The 20,143-nt window shown below is 70.1% G+C and carries 19 protein-coding genes; 10 read left to right on the plus strand and 9 right to left on the minus strand.

The genetic code is table 11. The features are described 5' to 3' along the window. The first annotated feature begins 11 nt into the window (after positions 1 to 11). Positions 12 to 149 (plus strand): hypothetical protein, encoded by a 138-nt coding sequence (locus tag ON34_RS36210; RefSeq protein ID WP_245548122.1) that lies wholly within the window; start codon positions 12 to 14, stop codon positions 147 to 149. 130 nt (positions 150 to 279) lie between these two features. On the opposite strand, the gene ON34_RS21250 is transcribed toward ON34_RS36210, so the two are convergent. Next, positions 280 to 1,380: a 4Fe-4S binding protein gene (locus ON34_RS21250; RefSeq protein WP_063821719.1), complete on the minus strand. Its 1,101-nt coding sequence runs from the start codon at positions 1,378 to 1,380 to the stop codon at positions 280 to 282. Positions 1,381 to 1,651: 271 nt separating this feature from the next. Between ON34_RS21250 and ON34_RS21255 the strand changes: the two genes are divergently transcribed. Beyond that, positions 1,652 to 1,996, plus strand: a complete 345-nt coding sequence (locus ON34_RS21255) for a hypothetical protein (RefSeq protein ID WP_040782125.1) — start codon at positions 1,652 to 1,654, stop codon at positions 1,994 to 1,996. Between the two features lie 157 nt (positions 1,997 to 2,153). Here the strand turns inward: ON34_RS21255 and ON34_RS21260 are convergent, their stop codons facing one another. Then, positions 2,154 to 3,062: an SMP-30/gluconolactonase/LRE family protein gene (locus ON34_RS21260; RefSeq protein WP_040782062.1), complete on the minus strand. Its 909-nt coding sequence runs from the start codon at positions 3,060 to 3,062 to the stop codon at positions 2,154 to 2,156. Between the two features lie 107 nt (positions 3,063 to 3,169). On the opposite strand from ON34_RS21260, the gene ON34_RS21265 reads away from it, so the two are divergent. The 4 genes from ON34_RS21265 to ON34_RS21280 are packed head-to-tail and all read left to right on the plus strand — an operon-like array spanning position 3,170 to position 6,485. Then, the gene (locus ON34_RS21265; RefSeq protein WP_040782064.1) at positions 3,170 to 3,883 is read left to right on the plus strand and encodes an alpha/beta hydrolase; all 714 of its coding nucleotides are present in this window, start codon (positions 3,170 to 3,172) and stop codon (positions 3,881 to 3,883) included. A gap of 37 nt (positions 3,884 to 3,920) precedes the next feature. Then, positions 3,921 to 4,355 carry a hypothetical protein gene (locus tag ON34_RS21270; RefSeq protein WP_083889607.1) on the plus strand — a complete coding sequence of 145 codons (435 nt, stop codon included), beginning with the start codon at positions 3,921 to 3,923 and terminating at the stop codon, positions 4,353 to 4,355. Then, positions 4,348 to 5,643 carry a WXG100 family type VII secretion target gene (locus tag ON34_RS21275; RefSeq protein ID WP_157172366.1) on the plus strand — a complete coding sequence of 432 codons (1,296 nt, stop codon included), beginning with the start codon at positions 4,348 to 4,350 and terminating at the stop codon, positions 5,641 to 5,643. The genes ON34_RS21270 and ON34_RS21275 overlap by 8 nt, the downstream gene beginning before the upstream one ends. Beyond that, positions 5,625 to 6,485 (plus strand): ESX secretion-associated protein EspG, encoded by an 861-nt coding sequence (locus tag ON34_RS21280; protein WP_245548120.1) that lies wholly within the window; start codon positions 5,625 to 5,627, stop codon positions 6,483 to 6,485. Before ON34_RS21275 ends, ON34_RS21280 begins: the two co-directional genes overlap by 19 nt. 97 nt (positions 6,486 to 6,582) lie before the next feature. On the opposite strand, the gene ON34_RS21285 is transcribed toward ON34_RS21280, so the two are convergent. Further along, on the minus strand, positions 6,583 to 6,930 hold the full coding sequence (locus tag ON34_RS21285) for a DoxX family protein (protein ID WP_040782131.1): 348 nt from the start codon (positions 6,928 to 6,930) through the stop codon (positions 6,583 to 6,585). Positions 6,931 to 7,108: 178 nt separating this feature from the next. On the opposite strand from ON34_RS21285, the gene ON34_RS21290 reads away from it, so the two are divergent. Next, the gene (locus ON34_RS21290) at positions 7,109 to 7,633 is read left to right on the plus strand and encodes a gamma carbonic anhydrase family protein (RefSeq protein WP_040782070.1); all 525 of its coding nucleotides are present in this window, start codon (positions 7,109 to 7,111) and stop codon (positions 7,631 to 7,633) included. A gap of 6 nt (positions 7,634 to 7,639) precedes the next feature. On the opposite strand, the gene ON34_RS21295 is transcribed toward ON34_RS21290, so the two are convergent. Then, positions 7,640 to 8,263, minus strand: a complete 624-nt coding sequence (locus tag ON34_RS21295) for a phosphoribosyltransferase (protein ID WP_040782072.1) — start codon at positions 8,261 to 8,263, stop codon at positions 7,640 to 7,642. A gap of 11 nt (positions 8,264 to 8,274) precedes the next feature. Beyond that, the gene (locus tag ON34_RS21300; RefSeq protein WP_083889608.1) at positions 8,275 to 9,129 is read right to left on the minus strand and encodes a carbon-nitrogen hydrolase family protein; all 855 of its coding nucleotides are present in this window, start codon (positions 9,127 to 9,129) and stop codon (positions 8,275 to 8,277) included. Positions 9,130 to 9,191: 62 nt separating this feature from the next. On the opposite strand from ON34_RS21300, the gene ON34_RS21305 reads away from it, so the two are divergent. Next, the gene (locus tag ON34_RS21305; protein ID WP_040782074.1) at positions 9,192 to 10,979 is read left to right on the plus strand and encodes a DEAD/DEAH box helicase; all 1,788 of its coding nucleotides are present in this window, start codon (positions 9,192 to 9,194) and stop codon (positions 10,977 to 10,979) included. A gap of 214 nt (positions 10,980 to 11,193) precedes the next feature. Then, complete coding sequence (locus ON34_RS37710; RefSeq protein ID WP_245548123.1) at positions 11,194 to 15,105, plus strand: AAA domain-containing protein; 3,912 nt, start codon at positions 11,194 to 11,196, stop codon at positions 15,103 to 15,105. Positions 15,106 to 15,111: 6 nt separating this feature from the next. On the opposite strand, the gene ON34_RS21320 is transcribed toward ON34_RS37710, so the two are convergent. Beyond that, positions 15,112 to 16,290: an alanine racemase gene (locus ON34_RS21320; protein WP_040782076.1), complete on the minus strand. Its 1,179-nt coding sequence runs from the start codon at positions 16,288 to 16,290 to the stop codon at positions 15,112 to 15,114. Positions 16,291 to 16,339: 49 nt separating this feature from the next. After that, positions 16,340 to 16,822, minus strand: coding sequence for a hypothetical protein (locus tag ON34_RS21325; protein WP_040782078.1), 483 nt, complete (start codon positions 16,820 to 16,822; stop codon positions 16,340 to 16,342). Between the two features lie 413 nt (positions 16,823 to 17,235). Here ON34_RS21325 and ON34_RS21330 point away from each other — a divergent pair, with 413 nt between their 5' ends. Beyond that, positions 17,236 to 17,982, plus strand: a complete 747-nt coding sequence (locus tag ON34_RS21330) for a tyrosine-protein phosphatase (RefSeq protein WP_040782080.1) — start codon at positions 17,236 to 17,238, stop codon at positions 17,980 to 17,982. Between the two features lie 7 nt (positions 17,983 to 17,989). Here the strand turns inward: ON34_RS21330 and ON34_RS21335 are convergent, their stop codons facing one another. After that, positions 17,990 to 19,246, minus strand: coding sequence for a class I adenylate-forming enzyme family protein (locus ON34_RS21335; RefSeq protein WP_040782082.1), 1,257 nt, complete (start codon positions 19,244 to 19,246; stop codon positions 17,990 to 17,992). Between the two features lie 92 nt (positions 19,247 to 19,338). Next, a complete protein-coding gene (locus ON34_RS21340; protein WP_040782084.1) occupies positions 19,339 to 20,133 on the minus strand; it encodes an enoyl-CoA hydratase/isomerase family protein in 795 nt (264 codons plus the stop codon). Positions 20,134 to 20,143: the final 10 nt, after the last annotated feature.

A 20,143-nucleotide genomic window follows, 5' to 3' on the forward strand; every position in this document is an offset into this window, starting at 1 on the left:
AAGTCGGCGCCGTGACCCTGGACTGCGACGTCCTCAGCGTCGACGGCAGCGACCTGCGCATCATGATCTACACAGCCCAACCCGGCACCGAAGACGCCGCCCGCTTGGCGCTCCTGAGCGTCATCGGGACGCAGACCCTCGTCGAATAGCCCCCGGGGCGATGCGGAGCGCGGACATGTGTGCCAAGGGTCGTCAACTCCGAATACCTGTGATCTCGCCGAGGCGTCAGCCCGTGTGAACACCCGCTCCGCGGTGGGGTCCCCCCGGCGAGGCCGGTGATCAGTCCGGGGCGTTACGCGGGCGAGGCCGGGGGCCGATCTGATCGAGTAGCGCGTTGACCTCGTCCGGGAAGCCATTGGTTACCGGCTTCGGGGTCTTGTTCGGAAAGCGACGCGCGACGTGTTCCTCGGCCGCGGATCCCGGGAGCACGTAGACGGGTTCCGGTTTGTTCTGCAACGGACGCACGACCTCGTCCAGATGCCCCTTCCGGTCGTCGAGGAAAGCGCCGATCACGTCCTCACCGGCCGGGCATACGGCCATGCAGTAACCGGCCTTGTAGCTGGGTTTGAACGACAGGCTCTGCCACATCGAAAACGACTCGCCCGTGGTGACGCGTTCGCGATACTCGTCGCGGTCGGCGCTGTCGGCGATGGTTTCGGCCCAATCGGTGAAGCCGCCCATGAACTCGCGATAGTTGTGCGTGTAGCACGCCTGGAAATCGAAACCACCGTCATTGGTGATCGCGCCGACCGGGCACGCGGACACGCACAGCTTGCACTCGAGACACGGGTTGAAATCCAGGGCCGCGCTCGGCTCATCGATCACGGCATCGGTGACGACTGTGCCGAGCAGGATGAAATTGCCGAACTTCGGGTGAATAACGTTGCGGTGTATACCCATGACGCCCAAGCCCGCGGCCTGCGCCACCACCTTGTGGGCGATCACCCAGATGCGCCCCGGGAACTGAGCGACCTCCATCGGATATCCGGGCGCGGGGTAGACAGCGCGGTAACCGGCATCTTGGAGCGCCCTGGTGATGCGGCGCGACACTTCGTTGGTTTCGTCGTCGGCGTGGTTGAACTCGGTATTGGCGAGGCTGCGCTGCGGACTGCGCAGATTGTCGCGATTCATCCGCACGCAGAACGCCACGAACGTGCGGGCTGCGGGCAGGATCCCACGCGCGTGCTCGAATTCCTCCGCCACCCGCGGATCGTCGACCGGAACGAAGCCCACGTCGTCCGCACCGGCGGCGAGACAGATCTCGCGCAGGCGGGAGGTGGTCAGTACCGGATCGGGCGTCGTCCGCGCCCGATCGGTCATCTTCTTGACGGTCGGGTGGTCCGCCAGCCGCCGCCTCGTTGGTTCCTGCTCCGTCGACATCGGTCCCTCCTGATCTTCACGAGACCGAAACGGCCTCAACAAGATAGACCCCGCGAGTCACCGAAACTCATCGCTGGCTCGCCGCCGTTTCCGGGCTGATCGATCGGTCCAGGTGCGGGGACACCGAAGCGTGACTGTTCGCAGCCCGGGATTCGCACGCCTCGCTGGGCGGGCGTCGTTCCGGATGTCACTCACCCTTCCCGATTGCCGAGGGCGCACTAGGTTGGATTCGACACTTGTTCGGCGATCACGACAACCGATGGAGCTGAGAATGGCGTTCGGAACGGTAGCGCGCGGATTCAACGCCGGGTTCATGGCACTCACCAAGGCGCCGTGGATCGGGCCGCTGGTGAGCCGGAACATCACGGAGATCACCTACGTCGGCCGACGGTCCGGACGGACGATCAGCACACCGGTCGCATTCCGGCGCTCCGGCGACGAGGTCACGATCAATGTGGCCCTGCCGGACCGGAAGACGTGGTGGCGCAACTTTCTCGGCGCGGGCGGTCCCCTCTCGCTGCGGCTGGACGGCGTCGAACGATCCGGGCATGCCGTCGCCCGGCGCGATGACAAGGGCCGGGTCAGTGTCGAGGTGCGCTTGACCGACGGCGACTAGCCTGCGGCAATGCCATCCCCGGCTGGAGCCGACGGCTCGGCAAGACGACAACGTGGCGGCAAAGCGGAAGAGTCGAGCACCGGCAGGCCGGCGGGAACGGCGGGGTCGACCACCGATCTCCGATCGCCGCCGTACCCGCCCCGAGGGAACCAGTAGCCTAGTGCGCCAGGCGGATTCGCAGAATCGTGCCACCCTCGGTGCTCGCGAGCAGTTCATCCGGGCGGCCGGGGATGGCGGCGACGGCGGTCAGCGGCTGGCCGTTGAGGACCGCGCACGCGGCGCCGGTGGCGGGATCGACGCGCACCAATTGGCCTGCGAGGGTGCTCACGTAGAGGACGCCCGCCTGGTCGGCCAGGAGGTCGTCGGCGAAATCCGGCAGACCGGGCAGCGGCGAGGTCAGGTCGGCGACGGTGCCGCGGTCGGCGGGCGCGGCGAGCGGGATGCGGACGATCCGGCCCAACGGGCCGCCGTTGGCGGTCACGTAGAGCACGCCGTCGTGGACGGCCGCGCCGTTGGCGGCCAGCCCGGCGACCGACTCGCTCCACGCGGCGTCGACGACTCCGTCCGGACGCACCTTGACAACGCCGGAAAGGGTCGCGACGTATAGGTTTCCGGCCGGGTCGAACACCGCGCCATTCGGCATCGTGAAGCCGGAAACGAAGATCTCCGGCTTCGGCACGGCCGCGCTCGGATCGAAGCGGATCACCCCGCCGGGCCGGACGACGCTGACCGGCGCGTCACCGTAGACCACGTAGAGCAGTCCATCCGGGCCGAGCCGGACCGCGCCGGGAAATTCCACCGGAACGGTCGCGGTCAGCCTGCCCGCGGCGTCGTAGCGCTGGACCTCGTTGCGGTACAGCCGGGAAACCCACAGATTGCCCTGCGCGTCGTACCCCAGGTTCTCCGACCAGTCGAGCACCGGCAGTCCGGCGGGCACGGCGGTCGCCGCCACGGCGGGCGCGCAGGAAGCGACGGACGGCGCCGCGGCGGCGGGCGCGAACGCACCGGCAAGGATTACCGCGGCGGCGGACAACAGCAAGGCGCCTGGACGGCAGAACGTTCGCAACGGGCACCTCGGCTCGGGATAAGGGGCGGTTCGCCGCGCAGTGTAGCCGCCATTCGCCGAAAATCGTGCGACACCATCAACGACACGATTTTTGGCACTATCGGTGCATGCCCTTCTTCGACGGCACGCGCGGCCGGATGCACTATCGGCGGTGGCCGATCGGAAACGCGCTGTACAGCGTGGTTTTGTTACCTGGCATCGGGCAGCACAGCGGTCACTATCACCGCTTCGCGCGCGCCATGAAATCCGCCGATGCCGAAGTGTGGGCGTTGGACACCTTCGGACATGGGTTGAGCGAGGGCGATCCACAGCGGCCGGGCACTCTCACGGAGCTGGTGGAGGACGCGACGCGGTTCGTCGAGCTGGTCCGAGCTGAACGGCAGCCCGTGATCCTCATGGGTCACTCGCTCGGCGCGGTCACGGCGCTGGCCATGTTGGGTGCCGCCGTGCCGGACCCAGCGGAGGCAATACCGGATTCGGCCGCCAGGGACTACCCGCTGCGACCCGCCCTGCCCGCGCGGGAACTGGCGGGACTCGTACTGTCCGGCGTCCCGAAGCGCGCGCTCGGCGGTGGAGCGCCGGGCGCGCCGGGAACCCCACTGCCACGCGAACTTCCAGTGCTCGCCGTGCACGGCGTGGATGATCGGCGCGCGCCGATCGATGCGATCAGGGTATGGACTAACCGCCACGAATCGGTAGATTTGCGGGAGTACACCGACGCAGGGCACGACCTGCTGCACGAGCCGGTGCATGCGCGAGTCACCGCCGACATCGCGAACTGGATGCAGGGTGTCGTCGTGGGGTTGGCACGACATCCGTGAACCGAACACGCTCTTCGGATGAGGAAGGGGGACGCAGATGCCATCGCAGGAGAACGGGTTCGGCGGAGAGCCACCCGCGGAGGTCACCGCGCCCGGTATCGATGTCGCCGCGCTGAACCGGGCGGTCGACGAGGGCGCACTGTGGATCGACGGCCTGCTGGTCGCCGACGGTGCGCACGAGCGGTGCGCACGACAGTACGAGCAACTCGCCGACCGCGTCGAGGCGCAGATTCGTATCCTGAGCGCGGCCACCTCGCTACCCGGTTTCGGCGGATTCGCCTCGGGTGACGCGCTGCGCGGCGGCTTCGAGCGCAAGGCCGACGGCGCGATCGCCCGGCTCGCCGAATACGCCGCCGGGGCACGGGAACTCGCGCAGACCTTCCGTGCCGCCGCAGCCGCGTATCAGAACGCCGACCACGCGCTCGCGGTGGCGGTCGAACGGATCGACGTGACGGGAGCCGCTCATGCGTAGGATGCCGCGCGCCGGTGAGCGGGCCACGCACCGGCGCACCGACCCCGCCTACTCGCCGAACGTCGAGGTCTTCGACAACCTCACCCACGCCGAGATCCACGCCAAGGTCCAGCTGCTGGATCCCGGCGTTCTCTCGGGTGGCCAGCAGGCCTGGAGAGACGCGGCGGCGAACCTCGCCGACGCGATCTGCCAGGCGCACACCGAGATTCGCGCCGCCATCGCCGACGGCTGGCGCGGCACGGCCGCCGAGAGTGCGGACGCGGTGGTGCGCGTGTTCGAGCACAACGGCCAAGAACTGGCCGACGTGTTCGCCGTGGTCGCACAACGCCTCGGCCAGGCGAGCGACGCGGCGGAGGCGCTGCGGGCCGCGGTATCCGAACCCGCCGACGGCACGCCGGATCTCGGTGCCGCGCTGCTGGATCCAGATCGGGCGACCAGCAATGTCGAGGGCCAGAAGGCCAGCGAGCACGCGCGTCAGGATGTCGTGCGCGCGATGAACGACATCTACGCGGGCGTGTTCATCCGGACCGGCACCGACGTGCCCGCGTTCCCCGACGAGCTGGACGACCCCGCGCCCGCCCCGTCCGCTGCCGCACCGGCGAACAGAATCACCGGAGCCGAGTCGATTTCACGTGATGGGCAGGCTTTTTCGCTCGAGAACACCCCGCAGGGGCTGAACCGGACAGCGGACTCGAGTCCGAGCTCGAGCGCGGCAACCACCGCGACAACTCCCGCTGACGACAATCCGGCGACGACAACCGCGGGCGTCACGCCGACCGGCGCCCCGGTCGCGGGCGACTCACCGACGGCCACGCCCCGGGTCGTGCCCGCCGCCGATACCCCGCTCTCGACGGTCCCGGCCGCATCCGGAGTCCGCACCGTTCCCACCGCGAGCGCACCAGCACCGACGACCGCCCCTGTCTCGGTGAGCGGCGAGCCGGTCATCGTGCCCGGCTCGGGGAGCCAACTCGCGCCCGAGGACCAACGCAAGCGTGACGAGCGGCGCAAGGACAACGACGGCGGCGACGCGGTCACCGGCCTCGGCGCGGGCGCGGTGGGCGGTCTGATGGGCGGCGCGCTGGCCGCGACCGACACCCCGCGATCGGGAGCGAGCCCGGCCGCGAACGCGGCGAGCGCACGAGCCGTGCCCGTCGACGACGAAGACGACGAGTTCGACCTGGACGACGTGCCGACCTTCTTGGAGCCCTCCGACGACGGCGGTGAACTCATCGGCTCGATGGATCCGACCACGCCGCCCGTGCTGGGCGAATGGGCCGAGTACGAGTGAACTGGACGCTGACCCCGGACCAGTTCGCACTGGCTTGGTCACGCACCGACGGCGATCGAATCCCGTATCCCCTCGCCGTGCGCCTGTCCGCACGCGACACCGGCGAGCGCACCGCGCAACTGCCCGCGCTCGAGCGCTGGTGCGATGATGTGCTGGACGCGGATCTGGAAGCGGCGCTGCGCGTTCTCGCGCAACCCGACCTGCGGATCGAGGTGTTCGGTCAGCGTGATTCGGCACCGGCCCCGCCGGCCTCCGTTCCGCACCGGGATGAGCCGCTGACGCCGCCTCCGGCACCGTCTGCGAATGGCGGGCAGGCCTCCGGCGCGGCTTCGCGGCCGGTCCGGATTCTCGGCGCCGTCACCGGCAACGTCGCGGTGGTCGCGGCGCAGCGCGCGGGGGCGACGGCGGATCGCGGGGGTGACGTGCGGTTGTTCGTCGGCACCTCGAAAACTCTGTGCCCACGGGTGGTTTCGATGCTGCCGGAAAACGTCCCCGGCACCCTCGGGCGCCTGACCGCTCCCCTGGCCCAGGTCGGCGAGGACAGCCGCAACCTGGTCACGGTTCCGGTCGCCGGTCCGTCCACACCGGCCCGGATCCGCAAGCTGCTGAAGCAACCGCGCGACGGCATCGGCCAGATCGTCGTCTCCGCCCGCCGCGGCACCGGCGAGCCGCGCCCGTTCGGCGTGCTGTGCTGGATCGACGTCGTGGCCGACGGCCGGTACGCCGTGCGCACCGGCACCGACGTCGACATCGTCGCCGTGACCGCGGACCGTTTCGCCGCCCAGCTGCGCCCGCTGGTCAGCGCCGCCGCGCGCACGTCCACGGCCTACGCTCAGCGCTGAACCGCCCGACGGGCCTTCGATGGAACTCCCCTGATCAGCGCGCGGCCCGGAACGATCACGTCCCGGGCCGGATCCGCGGCGCACTGGCGGTTGGAGTTCAGATGGCCGCCTGCAAAGCCAGAGTGGCGATCGCCGGGGCCATGTACAGCAGCGGAAACGGAGTGGTCTTGTAGGAGCGCGCACGCAGAGTGGTCACCACGGCACCGGCGAAATACAGGATGAGACCGATGGCCGCGGCGACGCCGACGGCCGGGATGAAGAAGCCGACCACGAGGCCTACCGCCCCGGCGGCTTTGGCCGCGCCGAGCCAGATCCACCAGGACTCCGGTACGCCGTACTCCACCAAGGGCTCCACGACGAACTTCTGCCTGGTGAGGAGGGAATAGGCGGAGAAGCCGATCCACAAGGCGGCCAGAACACCAACGATGTAATAAGCGGTGGTCATCGGAATCACGTTCCCTTCACAGTTCGTTTTCACGTATCTGTCGAAGTGACGACGTACCGGGCGCGGGTGTGACATGCGATGACAGCCATGGGACGTGGTAGCGGGGCGCAGTGGCTATCGGAACGGCCGATCGGGGTGACCGGATCGACGGCGTGATCGGACCGCTTACGGTGTACGAGTGCCACTCTACGAATTCGAAGGCAAACGGCCCCAGGTCGATCCCTCGGCGTTCATCGCGCCGACCGCGACGCTGATCGGCGATGTGCGGGTCGAGGCGGGCGCGTCGATCTGGTACGGCGCGGTGCTGCGGGCGGACCTGGCGCCGATCGTCATCCGGGAACGCGCCAATATCCAGGACAACGCGGTCCTGCACGTGCCGCCGGACGTGCCGATGGAGATCGGTTCCGGCGCCACCATCGCCCACAGCGTGGTCTTCCACGGCGCCGCGGTCGGCGCCGAGGCCATCGTCGGCAACGGCACCACGGTGCTGGACCTGGCGAAGATCGGGGCGGGCAGCATGATCGCCGCGCACTCGCTGGTTCCGCCCGGCGCCGAGATTCCCGACGGCGTGCTCGCAGCGGGATCGCCCGCCGAGGTGAAGCGCCCGATCGAGGGCACCCAAGCCCAGATGTGGGTGCGGCTGAACCCCGGCTTCTACGCGGAGCTGGCGCAACGCCATCGCAAGGGCATCACCGAGATCTGAGCGCGCTCAGCACAGCAGCGCGGTGACCTCCGCGTCCCCGAGCTGATGGAAGTCACGGTAGGCGCCGCCGACGCCGCCGAGCGAGCGCGGCACCCAGGGACAGATCACCTCGTCGGCCTCGTCGGCCACCCGGCGCATCGCCTCCGTCGAGGCGACCGGGACCGCGGCCACCACCCGTGCGGGCTGGTGCAGGCGCGCGACCCGGCAGGCGGCCGCGACGGTGGCGCCGGTCGCCATCCCGTCGTCGACGATCACCACCGTGCGCCCCTCCAGCGGAATCGGCTCGGCGTCGCCGCGCAGCACCCGCTTGCGCCGCTCCAACTCGGCGCGCTCCCGGGTCTCGATCGCGTCCACATGCTGCTGCGAGACGCCGGTGTGCGCCAGCACGTCCGAGTTGAGGACACGCACGCCGTCCTCGCCGATGGCGCCCATGGCCAGCTCCGGCTGCCACGGCACGCCCAACTTGCGGACCAAGAGGACGTCGAGGTCACCGCCGATCACCTCGCGCACCGCGGCGGCCACCGGGACCCCGCCCCGCGGCAGGCCGAGCACCAGCGGGTTCGACGCCCGCAGGTGTTCCAGATGCGCACCCAGCGCGCGGCCGGCCGAGGTCCGATCGGTGTAGACCATCGATCCGAACGCTACTCCGGTCCGCGCTCGGTGATGGAGAATCGGCGCAACGCGAGGCTCGGGTTGGTGACGCGCACCTTGCTCAGGTACGCCAGGTCGATGCCCGCGGTCAGCACACCCGGCTCGTCGCCGAGTTCCGCGAGCACCGCGCCGGTGGGGTCCACGATCATCGAAGCGCCCGCGCCGCGCGGCGCCGCCTGATCGGCGGCAGCCACGTACACGGTGTTCTCGATGGCGCGCGCACGCACCAGCGTGCTCCACTGGTCCACCTTGCCCGGCCCGGGAATCCACTGCGCTGGCAGCAGCAGCACCTGCGCGCCCGCGGCGGCGACCCGCCGCACGCCTTCCGGGAAGCGCAGATCGAAGCAGGTCTGCATGCCGAATGTGACATCCCCGACGGTGAAGGTGGCCGGCGCCTCGATCGCACCCGGCTCGACCACGTCGGATTCGAGGTGCCCGAAGGCGTCGTAGAGGTGCACCTTCCGGTAGCGCGTGACCAGGTCGCCGTCGGGTCCGAGCACGACGAGGGTGTTGCGGATCCGGTCGCCGCCCGGGGCGACTCGCTCCACCGTCCCGGCGACCAGGAACACCCCGAACTCGCGGGCGATATCGCCGAGGCCGGTGACGAACGGGCCGGTCAGCGGCTCGGCGACGGCGACGACCCGCTCGTCGAGCCGGGTCACGGCGAACATCGAGTACTCCGGCGCCACCACCACGCGCGCCCCACGCTCGCGGGCCGTGCGCACGTGGTCGCGCAGCGCGACGAGGTTGGCCGAGGGGTCGGTCGAGGGCGCGAACTGGACGACCGCCACGTCCAGCAGATCCGGCGTCCGTTCCTGATGCGCGGGCGAGTCGTGCAGTTGCATAGGTCTCACCGTATTGGGGCGGTGGCCGGGACGACCAGCGCCAGGCAGTAAACTCCTGGTCAATGAGTACCAATCAGGTCGACAGCGTTCCTGGCGACGACGACAGGGACACCGACGGCCCGTCCTTCGCCGATCTCGGTATCGATGACCGCATCCTCGCCGCCATCGCCGACGTCGGTTACGAATCGCCTTCGCCGATCCAGGCCGCGACGATTCCCCCGCTGCTCGCCGGCGCCGATGTGGTCGGTCTCGCGCAGACCGGCACCGGCAAGACCGCCGCCTTCGCCATCCCGATCCTGATGGGGCTGGAGGCCACCGGCCGCAGTCCGCGCGCCCTCGTGCTGGCCCCGACCCGTGAGCTCGCGATCCAGGTCGCCGAGGCGTTCGGCCGCTACGCCGCGCACATCCCCGGCCTGCATGTGCTGCCGATCTACGGCGGCCAGAGCTACGGCGTCCAGCTGTCGGGCCTGCGCCGCGGCGCGCACGTCGTGGTCGGCACGCCGGGCCGGGTGATCGACCACCTGGAGAAGGGCACGCTCGACCTGTCGCAGCTGCAGTATCTGGTGCTCGACGAGGCCGACGAGATGCTCAAGATGGGCTTCCAGGAGGACGTCGAGCGCATCCTCGCCGACACCCCCTCGGACAAGCAGGTGGCGCTGTTCTCCGCGACCATGCCCGCCGCGATCCGCAAGATCTCCAAGCAGTACCTGCACGATCCGGTCGAGATCACGGTCAAGGCGAAGACCTCGACGGCCACCAACATCACCCAGCGCTGGGTGCAGGTCTCGCATCAGCGCAAGCTGGACGCGCTGACCCGGATCCTCGAGGTCGAGTCGTTCGAGGCGATGATCATCTTCGTCCGCACCAAGCAGGCCACCGAGGAGCTCGCCGAGAAACTGCGCGCCAGGGGTTTCTCCGCCGCCGCGATCAACGGCGACATCGCGCAGAACCAGCGCGAGCGCACGATCGGTCAGCTGAAGTCGGGTTCGCTCGACATCCTGGTCGCCACCGACGTCGCCGCCCGCGGGCTGGACGTGGACCGCATCTCGCACGTGGTCAACTACGACATCCCGCACGACACCGAGTCCTACGTGCACCGGATCGGCCGCACCGGCCGGGCCGGTCGCAGCGGTGAGGCGCTGCTGTTCGTGGCGCCGCGCGAACGGCATCTGCTCAAGTCGATCGAGCGGGCCACCCGGCACCCGCTGACCGAAATGCAGCTGCCCAGTGTGGAAGACGTCAACGCCCAGCGCGTCACCAAGTTCGGCGACACCATCACCGAGAACCTCACCTCGTCGAATCTCGCGCTGTTCCGCAAGCTGATCGAGGACTACGAGCGCGAGCACAACATCCCGCTGGCCGATATCGCGGCGGCGCTGGCGGTCGGCTCGTACGACGGCGACAACTTCTTCATGGAGCCCGAGCCGGAGCCGGTCGAGCGCCCGCAGCGCGATCGTCCGCTGCGCGAGCGGCCGCCCCGGCGGTTCGAGGACGACCGCGGCGGCTCGCACCATCGCGTCAGCGGAACCGAGCTGGCGACCTACCGGATCAGCGTCGGCAAGCGGCATCGCGTGGTGCCCGGCGCGATCGTCGGCGCGATCGCCAACGAAGGCGGCCTGCGCCGCAGCGATTTCGGGCACATCAGCATCCGTCCCGACCACAGCCTCGTCGAGCTGCCCGCGCAACTGCCCGCGGAGACGCTCGAGGCATTGCGGCGCACCAGGATCAGTGGTGTGCTGATTCAGCTGCAGCTGGACTCGGGTCCGCCGCAGCATCGCTCGTTCAGCCGCGGCCAGCGCCGGGAGCGGGAGGGCGCCAAGCGACCGGAGCGCCGTAAGCCACGCTCCTGAACCGGGGAGGGTACGCCGAGGTAGACGCGGAACGCAGCCGGACGAAGTCCGTCCGCAGGCCCATGCCGGGCCGGGCGAAGGCTCGAGCAGCCGCTCATGCGCCGGGTCGAGCGCAGGCGAGGCGGCCGCATAGCTACAGTGTTGCCGTCCGTGCGTAACGAGGCGCACACGGCAGCGGGTGTCCCGCGAAGACACAGGAGGGCCGCGATTGTTCGTGTTCGGTGATCGTGTCGTCTGCACCGCCGTCGATCTCGTGCGCGCGGCGCACTGCGAGTTCGCAGTATTGCGCGCCCTCGATACCGAACTGGGCACTCTCCCGGGCGAACCCGGCATCGCCACACCGACGCCCGAACTCGCGCCCGGAATCGATGACGCTCGGCGACGCCGTCTCGCCGACTACCGTGCCCGCTTCGGCGGAGCGGTCGTGGAGATCGACCGGCCACCGGACAACCTCGGAGATCCGGCCGAAGTGAGCGGTCGCGCATCGACTCCCAGCGATGGAGCGAGCGGTCGCGCATCAACTCCCAGCGATGGAGCGAGCGGTCGCGCATCAGCGCGGATCGCGGCCCTGACGGCCGCGCACAATGACACGGTCGCGGCCCTGCGCGCGGGCGCGCACGTCGTCTACGGCGCGACCTTCTTCGACGGCCGTTTCCACAGCTCCTGCGACTTTCTGGTCCGCGCGGAACATCGAGTCCGCTACACCGTGCACGGCGCCGCGCCCACGGCGGCGGATCGCGTGAGCACCGCGCTCGAACTCGCCGCCTGCGCCGCCGCCCTCGACCGTTCCGGCGCGCTGTCCGCGCCTTTCGTCCGGCTGCACGTGGGCGAGGAGAGCGTGGCCGAGTCGCTGAGCGAGTTGCTGCCGGTGTACCGGGCGCGCAGGCGCCGGGTGGAACGCATCCTGGACGAGAAACTCGGCGAACTCCTGCCGGTCCAGTGGGGCGACCCGCGCTATCTCGCCTGCGGCAGCTGCCGCACCTGCACCGCCGCCCTGTCGGCCGCGCGCGATCTGCTGCTCGTGGCCGGAATGCCGTCGGCGGTCCGCGCTCGCCTGCGGGAAGCGGGAGTGAGCACCATCGACCGGCTGGCCGCCGCCGAGGTCTCGGTGCCGGGTGTGCCGCCGCGCACCGTCACGGCGCTGCGCCGCCAGGCGGAAATCCAACTGGTGAGCGAAGTTTCGGGCGGGCCCAGGTACGCGCTGACCGACCCGACCGCGCTCGGCGCGCTGCCGCCATCCTCCCCCGGCGACCTCGCACTCACCATCGGGGGAGGCGGACGGATGCCCCGCACGGTCGAGATCGGCGGTCCGGACACGGTGCACCTGTCCCTGCGCGGGCCGTCCGACCCGAACGAGCCGGGCGGTGCGACCAAGGAACGCCGCGCGGTCGAGCAGGTGCTCGACTATCTGGCGCAGCGGCGGCAGACGTATCCGGACCTGCACATCTATCACTACACCTCGGCGGTGCGCACGGCGCTGCTGCACTGCACCGGACAGCACGGCGTCGGCGAGGAGTTCGTCGACGAATTGCTCCGCGCAGGCGTCCTGGTCGACCTGTACCCGGTCGTCCGCAACGCGATGATCGTCGGCGAGCCGTCCTACGACCTGGACACACTGCGGCACCTGTGGCCCGATGCGGAGTCTTCGAGCGACACTCACCCCGTATTGCGGCTGCGCGATTGGCTGCTCGACCGTGCGTCCGAGCACCGCATCGCACGTCATCCCCGAGACCGTTCGTGGAGCACGGTGCCCATCCCAGGCCAGGCGGAGCCTGCGGTACCGTCCCGGCGACCGTCACCGGGGGCTGCCGCAGCGGAATACGCCGCGCGACCCGAGGACGCACCACATCCTGCCGACCACGCCGCCGAACAGTACATCGCACCGCACGCACGCCCCAGTTCATGGAGCGCGACGGCCGTCCCGGGCACGCCCGACCCCACGCCGACATCACGGCCATCGTCGCCAGGGGCCGCCGCAGCGGAATACGCCGCGCGACCCGAGGACGCACCACATCCTGCCGACCACGCCGCCGAACAGTACATCGCACCGCACGCACGCCCCAGTTCATGGAGCGCGACGGCCGTCCCGGGCGCACCCGAGCCCGCGTCCACGTCACAGCCACGGTCGCCGGGGGCTGCCGCAGCGGAATACGGCGCGCGACCGGAGGACGCACGACATCCAGCCGACCATGCCGCCGAGCAGCGCAACGCACCGCAGGCACGACCCAATTCGTGGTCCACGGCGGCCGTCCCGGGCGCGCCGGAGCTCGTGCCGCCGTCACGGCCATCATCGCTGGAGGCCGCCTTGGCGGAATACGCCGCGGGGCTGGGCGATTCCCTGCACCCCGCGGCCTTGATGGCCGCCGCGCTCGGCTATCAGCGGCGCGAGCGGCAGCCGCTGTGGTGGGCACACGCCGATCGGCTCAGCCATCCGGTGGACGAATGGACCGACGCGCCAGGCGTTCTCGTCGCCGACTGGGGCACCGTCGACACCAAATGGCATCGCCGCCCCGACCGCCCGACCATGCGGCGGTATCTGACGCTGACCGGCCGGATCGGAACCGGCTCGAGCGGCGCGGCCGGGCCGAGTGTCCTCGCCCCCGGCACCACGGTCTACACCTTCTACGACCAGCCGCCACCCGGGGGCATGGTCACCGCGGTAGGCCACCGGGCCACCGCGACGGCGACGGTGCTCGGCTGCTCGGTGAACACCGAGTTCGACGACACGGTCCGGCTGGAGGAATTGCTGCCCGAAGGCTGCGAACCCTACGACGAGCTGCCGACCGCCATCGCGCCCGATCTGCCCGCATGGGACGAAAACGCCGAACTCGCGGTCGAACTGGCGGCGCAACAATTGCTGATGACCCTCCCGGACACGCCGCGGGAAGCGGTCTTCGACATCCTCGCGCGCCGCCCACCCCGGCTCCACGGCGGGACAAGGCTGCCGGAAGTGCACGGCGATCACGCCGCGGCGATCACCACGGCCGTGCGTGCGCTCGACCGCTCCTACGTCGCGGTGCAGGGTCCGTCGGGGACCGGGAAGACCTCGACCACGGCCCGGGTGCTGGAGCGCCTGGTCACCAAGCACAACTGGCGGGTCGGCATCGTCGCGCGCGACCACGCGACCGTGGAGAACCTGCTCGACGCGATCGTGCGGGTCGGCGTGCTGCCCGAGCTGGTCGCCAAGAAGGACGCGGCGGCCGTCGCCCCGGAATGGGCCGTGATCGACGCCGCCCGCTATCGGCGTTTCCTGGACAACGCGATCAGCGGCTGCGTACTCGGCGGCACACCGGCCGATTTCGCGGACGAGGATCTGGTGCCGCGCGAGAGCCTCGATCTGCTTCTGATCGCCGACGCGGGCCGCTTCGCGCTGGCCGACACCGTGGCCGTCGCCGCGAGCGCACGCAACCTGCTGCTGCTCGGCGATCCCGTGCCGTCCACCGCGCGGGGCACCCATCCCGCTCCGGTCGGCGAATCGGTGCTCGGCTGGCTCACCGAGGGGCGCCAGACGCTGCCGCCCGAGCGCGGCTACTTCCTGGACCGCACCTGGCGGATGCATCCCGCGGTCTGCGAGCCCGTCTCGCGGCTGTACTACGACGGACGCCTGCGCTCCAATGAAACGGTCACGCTGGCAAGGCATCTGGACGGCGAGGAGCCCGGTGTGCGCACCGTCCTGGTCGACCACCACGGCAATGCCACCACCTCCCCCGCCGAGGCGCGTGAGGTGGTGCGCCGGGTCCGCGCGCTGCTCGGCATGTCCTGGACGATCGGCGCGACCACGCGCAGGGTGCACCCGCACGACATCTTCGTGGTCGCGCCGTACGCCGCGCAGGTGGGACGGATCCGGACCATGCTGGCCCGCGCCAAGATCGAGGACGTGCTGGTGGGCACGCCGGATCGATTCCGCGGCAGGGAAGCGGCGGTGGTGCTGCTTTCGATGACCACCTCCAGCCCCGCCGACGCTCCTTACGGCATGCGGTCGCTGCTGTCGCGGGGGCTGATCCGCGCCGCGCTGTGCCGGGCCATGTGGAAGGCGATCATCATCCGCTCACCGCTGCTCACCGAATACCTGCCCGCCGGTATGGATGAGCTGGCCGACCTGGGCGCGTTCCTGCGGCTCGGCTGACCGCGGTCAGCCGAAGCAGACGCCTTCGCCGCGGTAGGTCGGCACGGAGACGCGGGTGCCGTCGGCGTCGACCAGATGCAGCGTGTCGAACCGCTCGCACAGTTCACCAGCCTTCGCGTGCCGGAACCACACCCGATCGCCGATCCGCAGTTCCGCGGCACCCGACAGCGGTGTCTGCACCTCTCCAGCGCCTTCGGTGCCGAGCAGCTTCAATCCGCTGGGCCACACCGGTTTCGGTACCCGGGACGGCCCGGCCGGGCCGGAGGCGATGTAGCCGCCCGCGAAGACCGTGGCGATCTTCCGCGTCGGCCGCCGCAGTACGGAAGTCGCGAAATACAGGGCGGGCCTGGGGGTGAACGATCGGTAGTGGTCGAACAGCGTCGGCACGTACAAGCCTGATCCGGCGGTCACCTCGGTCACGTCCCGGTCGGCGACGCTGACTTCGATGGATCCGGTGCCGCCACTGTTGACGATCTCCAGCTTGCCGGTCACCGAGCGGACCGCGTCGAGCACCTTCGCGCGCCGCTTGACGATCTCCGCCGCCGATGCCCGCTTCACCAGGCGCACCGCGGCGTTGGCGTCGGGCAGCCCGGCGATCTGCGCCTCGTAGGTCATCACGCCGACCACGTCGAAACCGCAGCGCAGCGCGTCGCGTGCCAGGGCGGCCGCTTGCTGCGGCGTGCGCACCGGGGATCGGCGGACACCGAGGTGCAGCGGGCCGATGCGCAGGGAGGCGTCCACGTCCAGGCAGACCCTGGGGCGCACCCGGTCGGTGCCGAGGGCGGAGCGGGTCAGGTCGAGCTGGGCGGCGTCATCGATCATGAGCGTGATCGATCGCAGCAGGATGTCGTCGGCGGCCAGCTCGGCGAGCGCGGCGCGGTCCACGGTCGGATAGCCGAGCAGGACGTCGCGTGCCCCATGGCGCACCAGCCAGATGGCCTCACGCAGGGAATAGGACATGATGCCCGCGAAACCGCCCGCGGCGGTGAGATCGGCGCCGAGGACTTCGGCGAGAACGGCGCGGCAGCGCACGGATTTGCTGGCCACGCGCACCGGGACGCCACCGGCGCGACGCACGAGGTCGGCAGCGTTGGCGCGCAGGACGGTCAGGTCGAGGGCGGCCAGGGGCGGGTCCAGCTCGGCGGTGGCCGCGTGCAGCCCCGCGATCGGCGACGTCTCGGTCACCAGGACAACTCAACCATCAAACTGGTCGATCGTCCAGTATTCCGACGCGCTAGCGATCGATACCTTTCGCGGCCATGGCGCCGACCAGATCGTCCAGCACCACCAGCATGGCCTCGTCGTTGCAGTCGGCCAGCCAGCGCAGAATGGCGCCCCGGACGAGCGAGACGACATAGGCGGAGATCGACTCCACCGGTTCGAGCCATTGCGTGCCCGACCGCTCAGCGCACAGCTCCAGGAACGCGGCGACCTCGGTTTCCATCCCCTGGTAGGCCGCCGACGCGATCGGGTCGGCAACTCGGTCGGTCCGCATGTCCCAGCGGGCGCGCAGCAACTGGACTGCCGCCTCGTATGCTTCGATGTGCTTGGTCGGGGCCTCTGTGATCAACGGCCAGTACGCACTGACACCGGCATGCAGGAGCACCCGCAGGGCGCGAACCCCCGTGTAATCGAGCGTGGCCGCTGCCGCTTCGACCGCCTCACGTATGGCAGGCCGTAGCCGGTCCTTGGTTATTACTTCTCCACCTGCGCTCAACGACGACTCCCTCGGCGAAAGAACACTTACGCACCTCGGTCGGCACGACTCGCTGAACATGGCGGGCAACTTCGGAAAACTCCACGCTGCCCGGTCCAACGTTCATCAATGTTAGAGGTTTTTCCGAGTTTAGAAACGGGTTCATTGGGTATTTCCGGACTGTAGGAATGTTTTGTTACGTAACCGGGATCGCTATGCGATCAGGCCGTGTCGCCCGGAATCCTCGCTACGGCGGGGGATCTCAGCCCGCGCGCCGTTCGACAGAACGTAGATGAGGTTACGGTCCGAAGCCGGGGCGCCCCAAATTTTGTGACGAACCGCACACTGGAACCGCACAAATCGGTCAGCTTATTGTGCAGGGTTCGATCCGCGATGGACATCCTTTCGTTCCGCGGGGCCGATAGCCTGGATCGGTGACTCTCTCGCCGCCCGCCGATCAGTACTTCCTCTCCGGCACCTTCAACTTCCGGGATACCGGCGGCCTGCGCACCGATGACGGCGCCAAGGTCCGCCCCGGGGTGCTGCTGCGCTCGGCCCAGCTGAGCGGACTCGACGAGGCTGGCCACGCCGCGCTGGGCGAACTGGGTGTCACCGACGTCCACGACCTGCGCGGACACCGCGAGATCCAGCACATCGGCGCCGACCGGCTGCCTACGGGCGTCCGGCTGACGGTCACCCCGTTCGACTCCAGAATGGCCGAGGCGCCGCCGCACGAGGCCACCGCGCGGACCGCCTACACGCACATGCTCGAGGTCTACCGGATGTTCCCCGCGCTGCCCGAGGCGCACACCGCCATCGCGGCGCTCGCCGAATCCATCGTGCGCGGCACCGGGGCCGTGCTGGTGCACTGCGCGGCGGGCAAGGATCGCACCGGCTGGGCCGTCGCGACACTGCTGCGCGCGGTCGGCGTCACCGAAGCCGACGTGCGGGCCGACTACCTGGAGAGCAACGGCGCCGTCCCGGCGCTGCGCTCCTTGATGACGTCGAAACTGCTCGGCGGCGAGGAGCTCTCGGTGGACCTGCTCGGCGTGCGGGAGGAATACCTGGAAACCGCCACGGAGTCGATGCGGGAACTGCACGGCGATCTGCGCGGCTATCTCGCGGCCGTCGGCCTGACGCCCGATCTGCTCGCGCGCTTGCGCACGCGCATGCTGGAATGAGCCGGGATCACTCGGCGGGCACCGCTTCCCGGCGCACCAAGCCGTCGGCGCCGATCGTCACCTGATCGCCGGTGTGGAACCAGGTTCCGGTGAACCGCGCCGCGGTGGTGGTCGGGTCGTCCCAGTAGCGCGGCGTGACGTTCGGCCCGCGGCACAGCAGTTCCCCGTGCCCAGCCGTCGCCTTCGGCCCCCACAGCGCCAATTCGGTACCGCCGAACGGGAATCCGAGCACGGCGTCCCCGTCCGACGGGTCCGCCGCCTGCTCGGCGTCGTCCACCGCGAGACCGATGCCGCTGGTCTCGGTCGCGCCCCAGACCGACCACTGCCGCGCGGCCGGGAACACACCGCGCAGTTCGGCCGTCAGATCGACCGGGGTAGTCGGCGCCGCGGCTCGTTCGGCACGGTGACCGGCCTTGCTGATCCGCGCGACGCCCTCGGTGCACAGTCCCTCGGCGCGCAGCTCGGCCAGCTCGGGCACCAGGCCCGCGAAGATCCGCGGCGTCGCGGAGACCATGTCGATGCGCTCGGCCGCGATCGCCTCGGCCATGCCGCGGCTGTCCCTGGCGAGCACGACCGTGCCACCGACGGCGAAGGTCGGCAAAAGCTGATCGACACAGCCGCTGGCGTGCGCCAACGGCAGCAGCACCAGATTGCGCAGACCGTCGGTCGGCAGATCCAGGGCGGCGACCATCGAGCGCACCGCGGACAGCAGGTTCTCGTTGGTCAGCTCCACGCCCTTGGGGGTGCGGGTGCCGCTGGTGTAACACAGCAGCGCCAGATCACTCAGCGCCGCACCGTCATCGATGTACGCGGCGCCGTCGGGCAGCTCGGCCTCGCCTCCCGGACGGCCGAGCACGAAATCGGCGCGGCTGTCGATGATCACTCGCTCGGCCACCGCCTCGGGCAAGCCGTCGTGCACCAGCACCGGCACCGCGCCGCTGAGCAGGGCGCCGAGGAAGGCTTGCACCCAGCGCGCGCCCGAGGGCATGTGGATGGCGACCCGATCGCCGTAGCCGATCCCGTGCTCCTGCAAGCCGCCCGCGATCCGGGACGCGGAGTGCCACAGCTCCCGATAGGTCAGCCGCGGGCCGCCGACCTCCACCAACGCCTCGCGGGTGGAAAACGCGTGAACCTGGAGATCCAATAGCTCGGTCAGCGCTGGGGTGAGGTTTCCGTAGCGCAGCACGCCGTCGGCGCCTCGGGCCAGCGGCTTGTCCCAGACATGCGGGCCGGTCAGGGGGTATTCGACGAGCAACTGCGACATTCGTCCTCCGCGTGCCTCGAGGGAGCAGGCACTGCGACTATATGACTCGGGTCACAATCTCGCTGGGATAGGCGACGAACGTGTCCGACCTGTCACCGGCCGGTGTAGCTGGCCTTGCCCGGACCCACCTCGAGAAAGCTGCGCACGGCGCCTTGGAGATCGTCGGTGCCGAACAGCACGCCGGACACCTCCGGTGTCACCGAATCCGCATGTGCCACACCGCCGGAACGCCACGCCTCGATGATCCGCTTGGTCGCCGCGTGCGCCTTCGTCGGGCCGTCGGCCAGCCGGTGGGTCAGCGCCATGGCCGCCGCGTCGACGTCGTCGTGCACCGCGTTCACCACACCCCACTCGGCCATCGTCGCCGCGTCGTAGAGGTCGCCGGTCATCACGAACTCGCGCGCCCGTCCCGACCCGGCGCGCTCGGCCAGACGCTGCGGGCCGCCCATCGACGGCGTCAGTCCGACCACGGTCTCCACCAGCCCGAACTTCGCCTTCGGCGCGGCGAGCAGGATGTCGCAGGCGAGCGCGATCTCGAACGCCGCGGTCAGGGTCAGCCCGTGCGCGGCGAACACCACCGGGCACGGCAGCGCCTCCAGCGGGTGGATGATCCGCGCGAACAGCGTTCGCCACAGCTCGGCGCCCTGCTCGACGGTCAGGCCGTCGAAGACGTGCACGTCCACGCCACCGGACACCACTTTGCCCTCGGCGCGCAGCAGCACCGCGCGCGGCGGTCGCGCGGACAACTCGGCGATGTCGGCGATCAGCGCGTCCAGCATCGCCCGATCGAACAGGTTGAGCGGCGGATGGGCGAGCGTGAGGGTCGCCACCTCGGCTCCGGCGTCGGTGCGGTCGCGTTCCAGGCGGGTGGCCTTCGTTTCACTCATCCGGCCAGCC

The sequence above is a fragment of the Nocardia pneumoniae NBRC 100136 genome (assembly GCF_000308755.1).
Classification (GTDB): domain Bacteria; phylum Actinomycetota; class Actinomycetes; order Mycobacteriales; family Mycobacteriaceae; genus Nocardia; species Nocardia pneumoniae.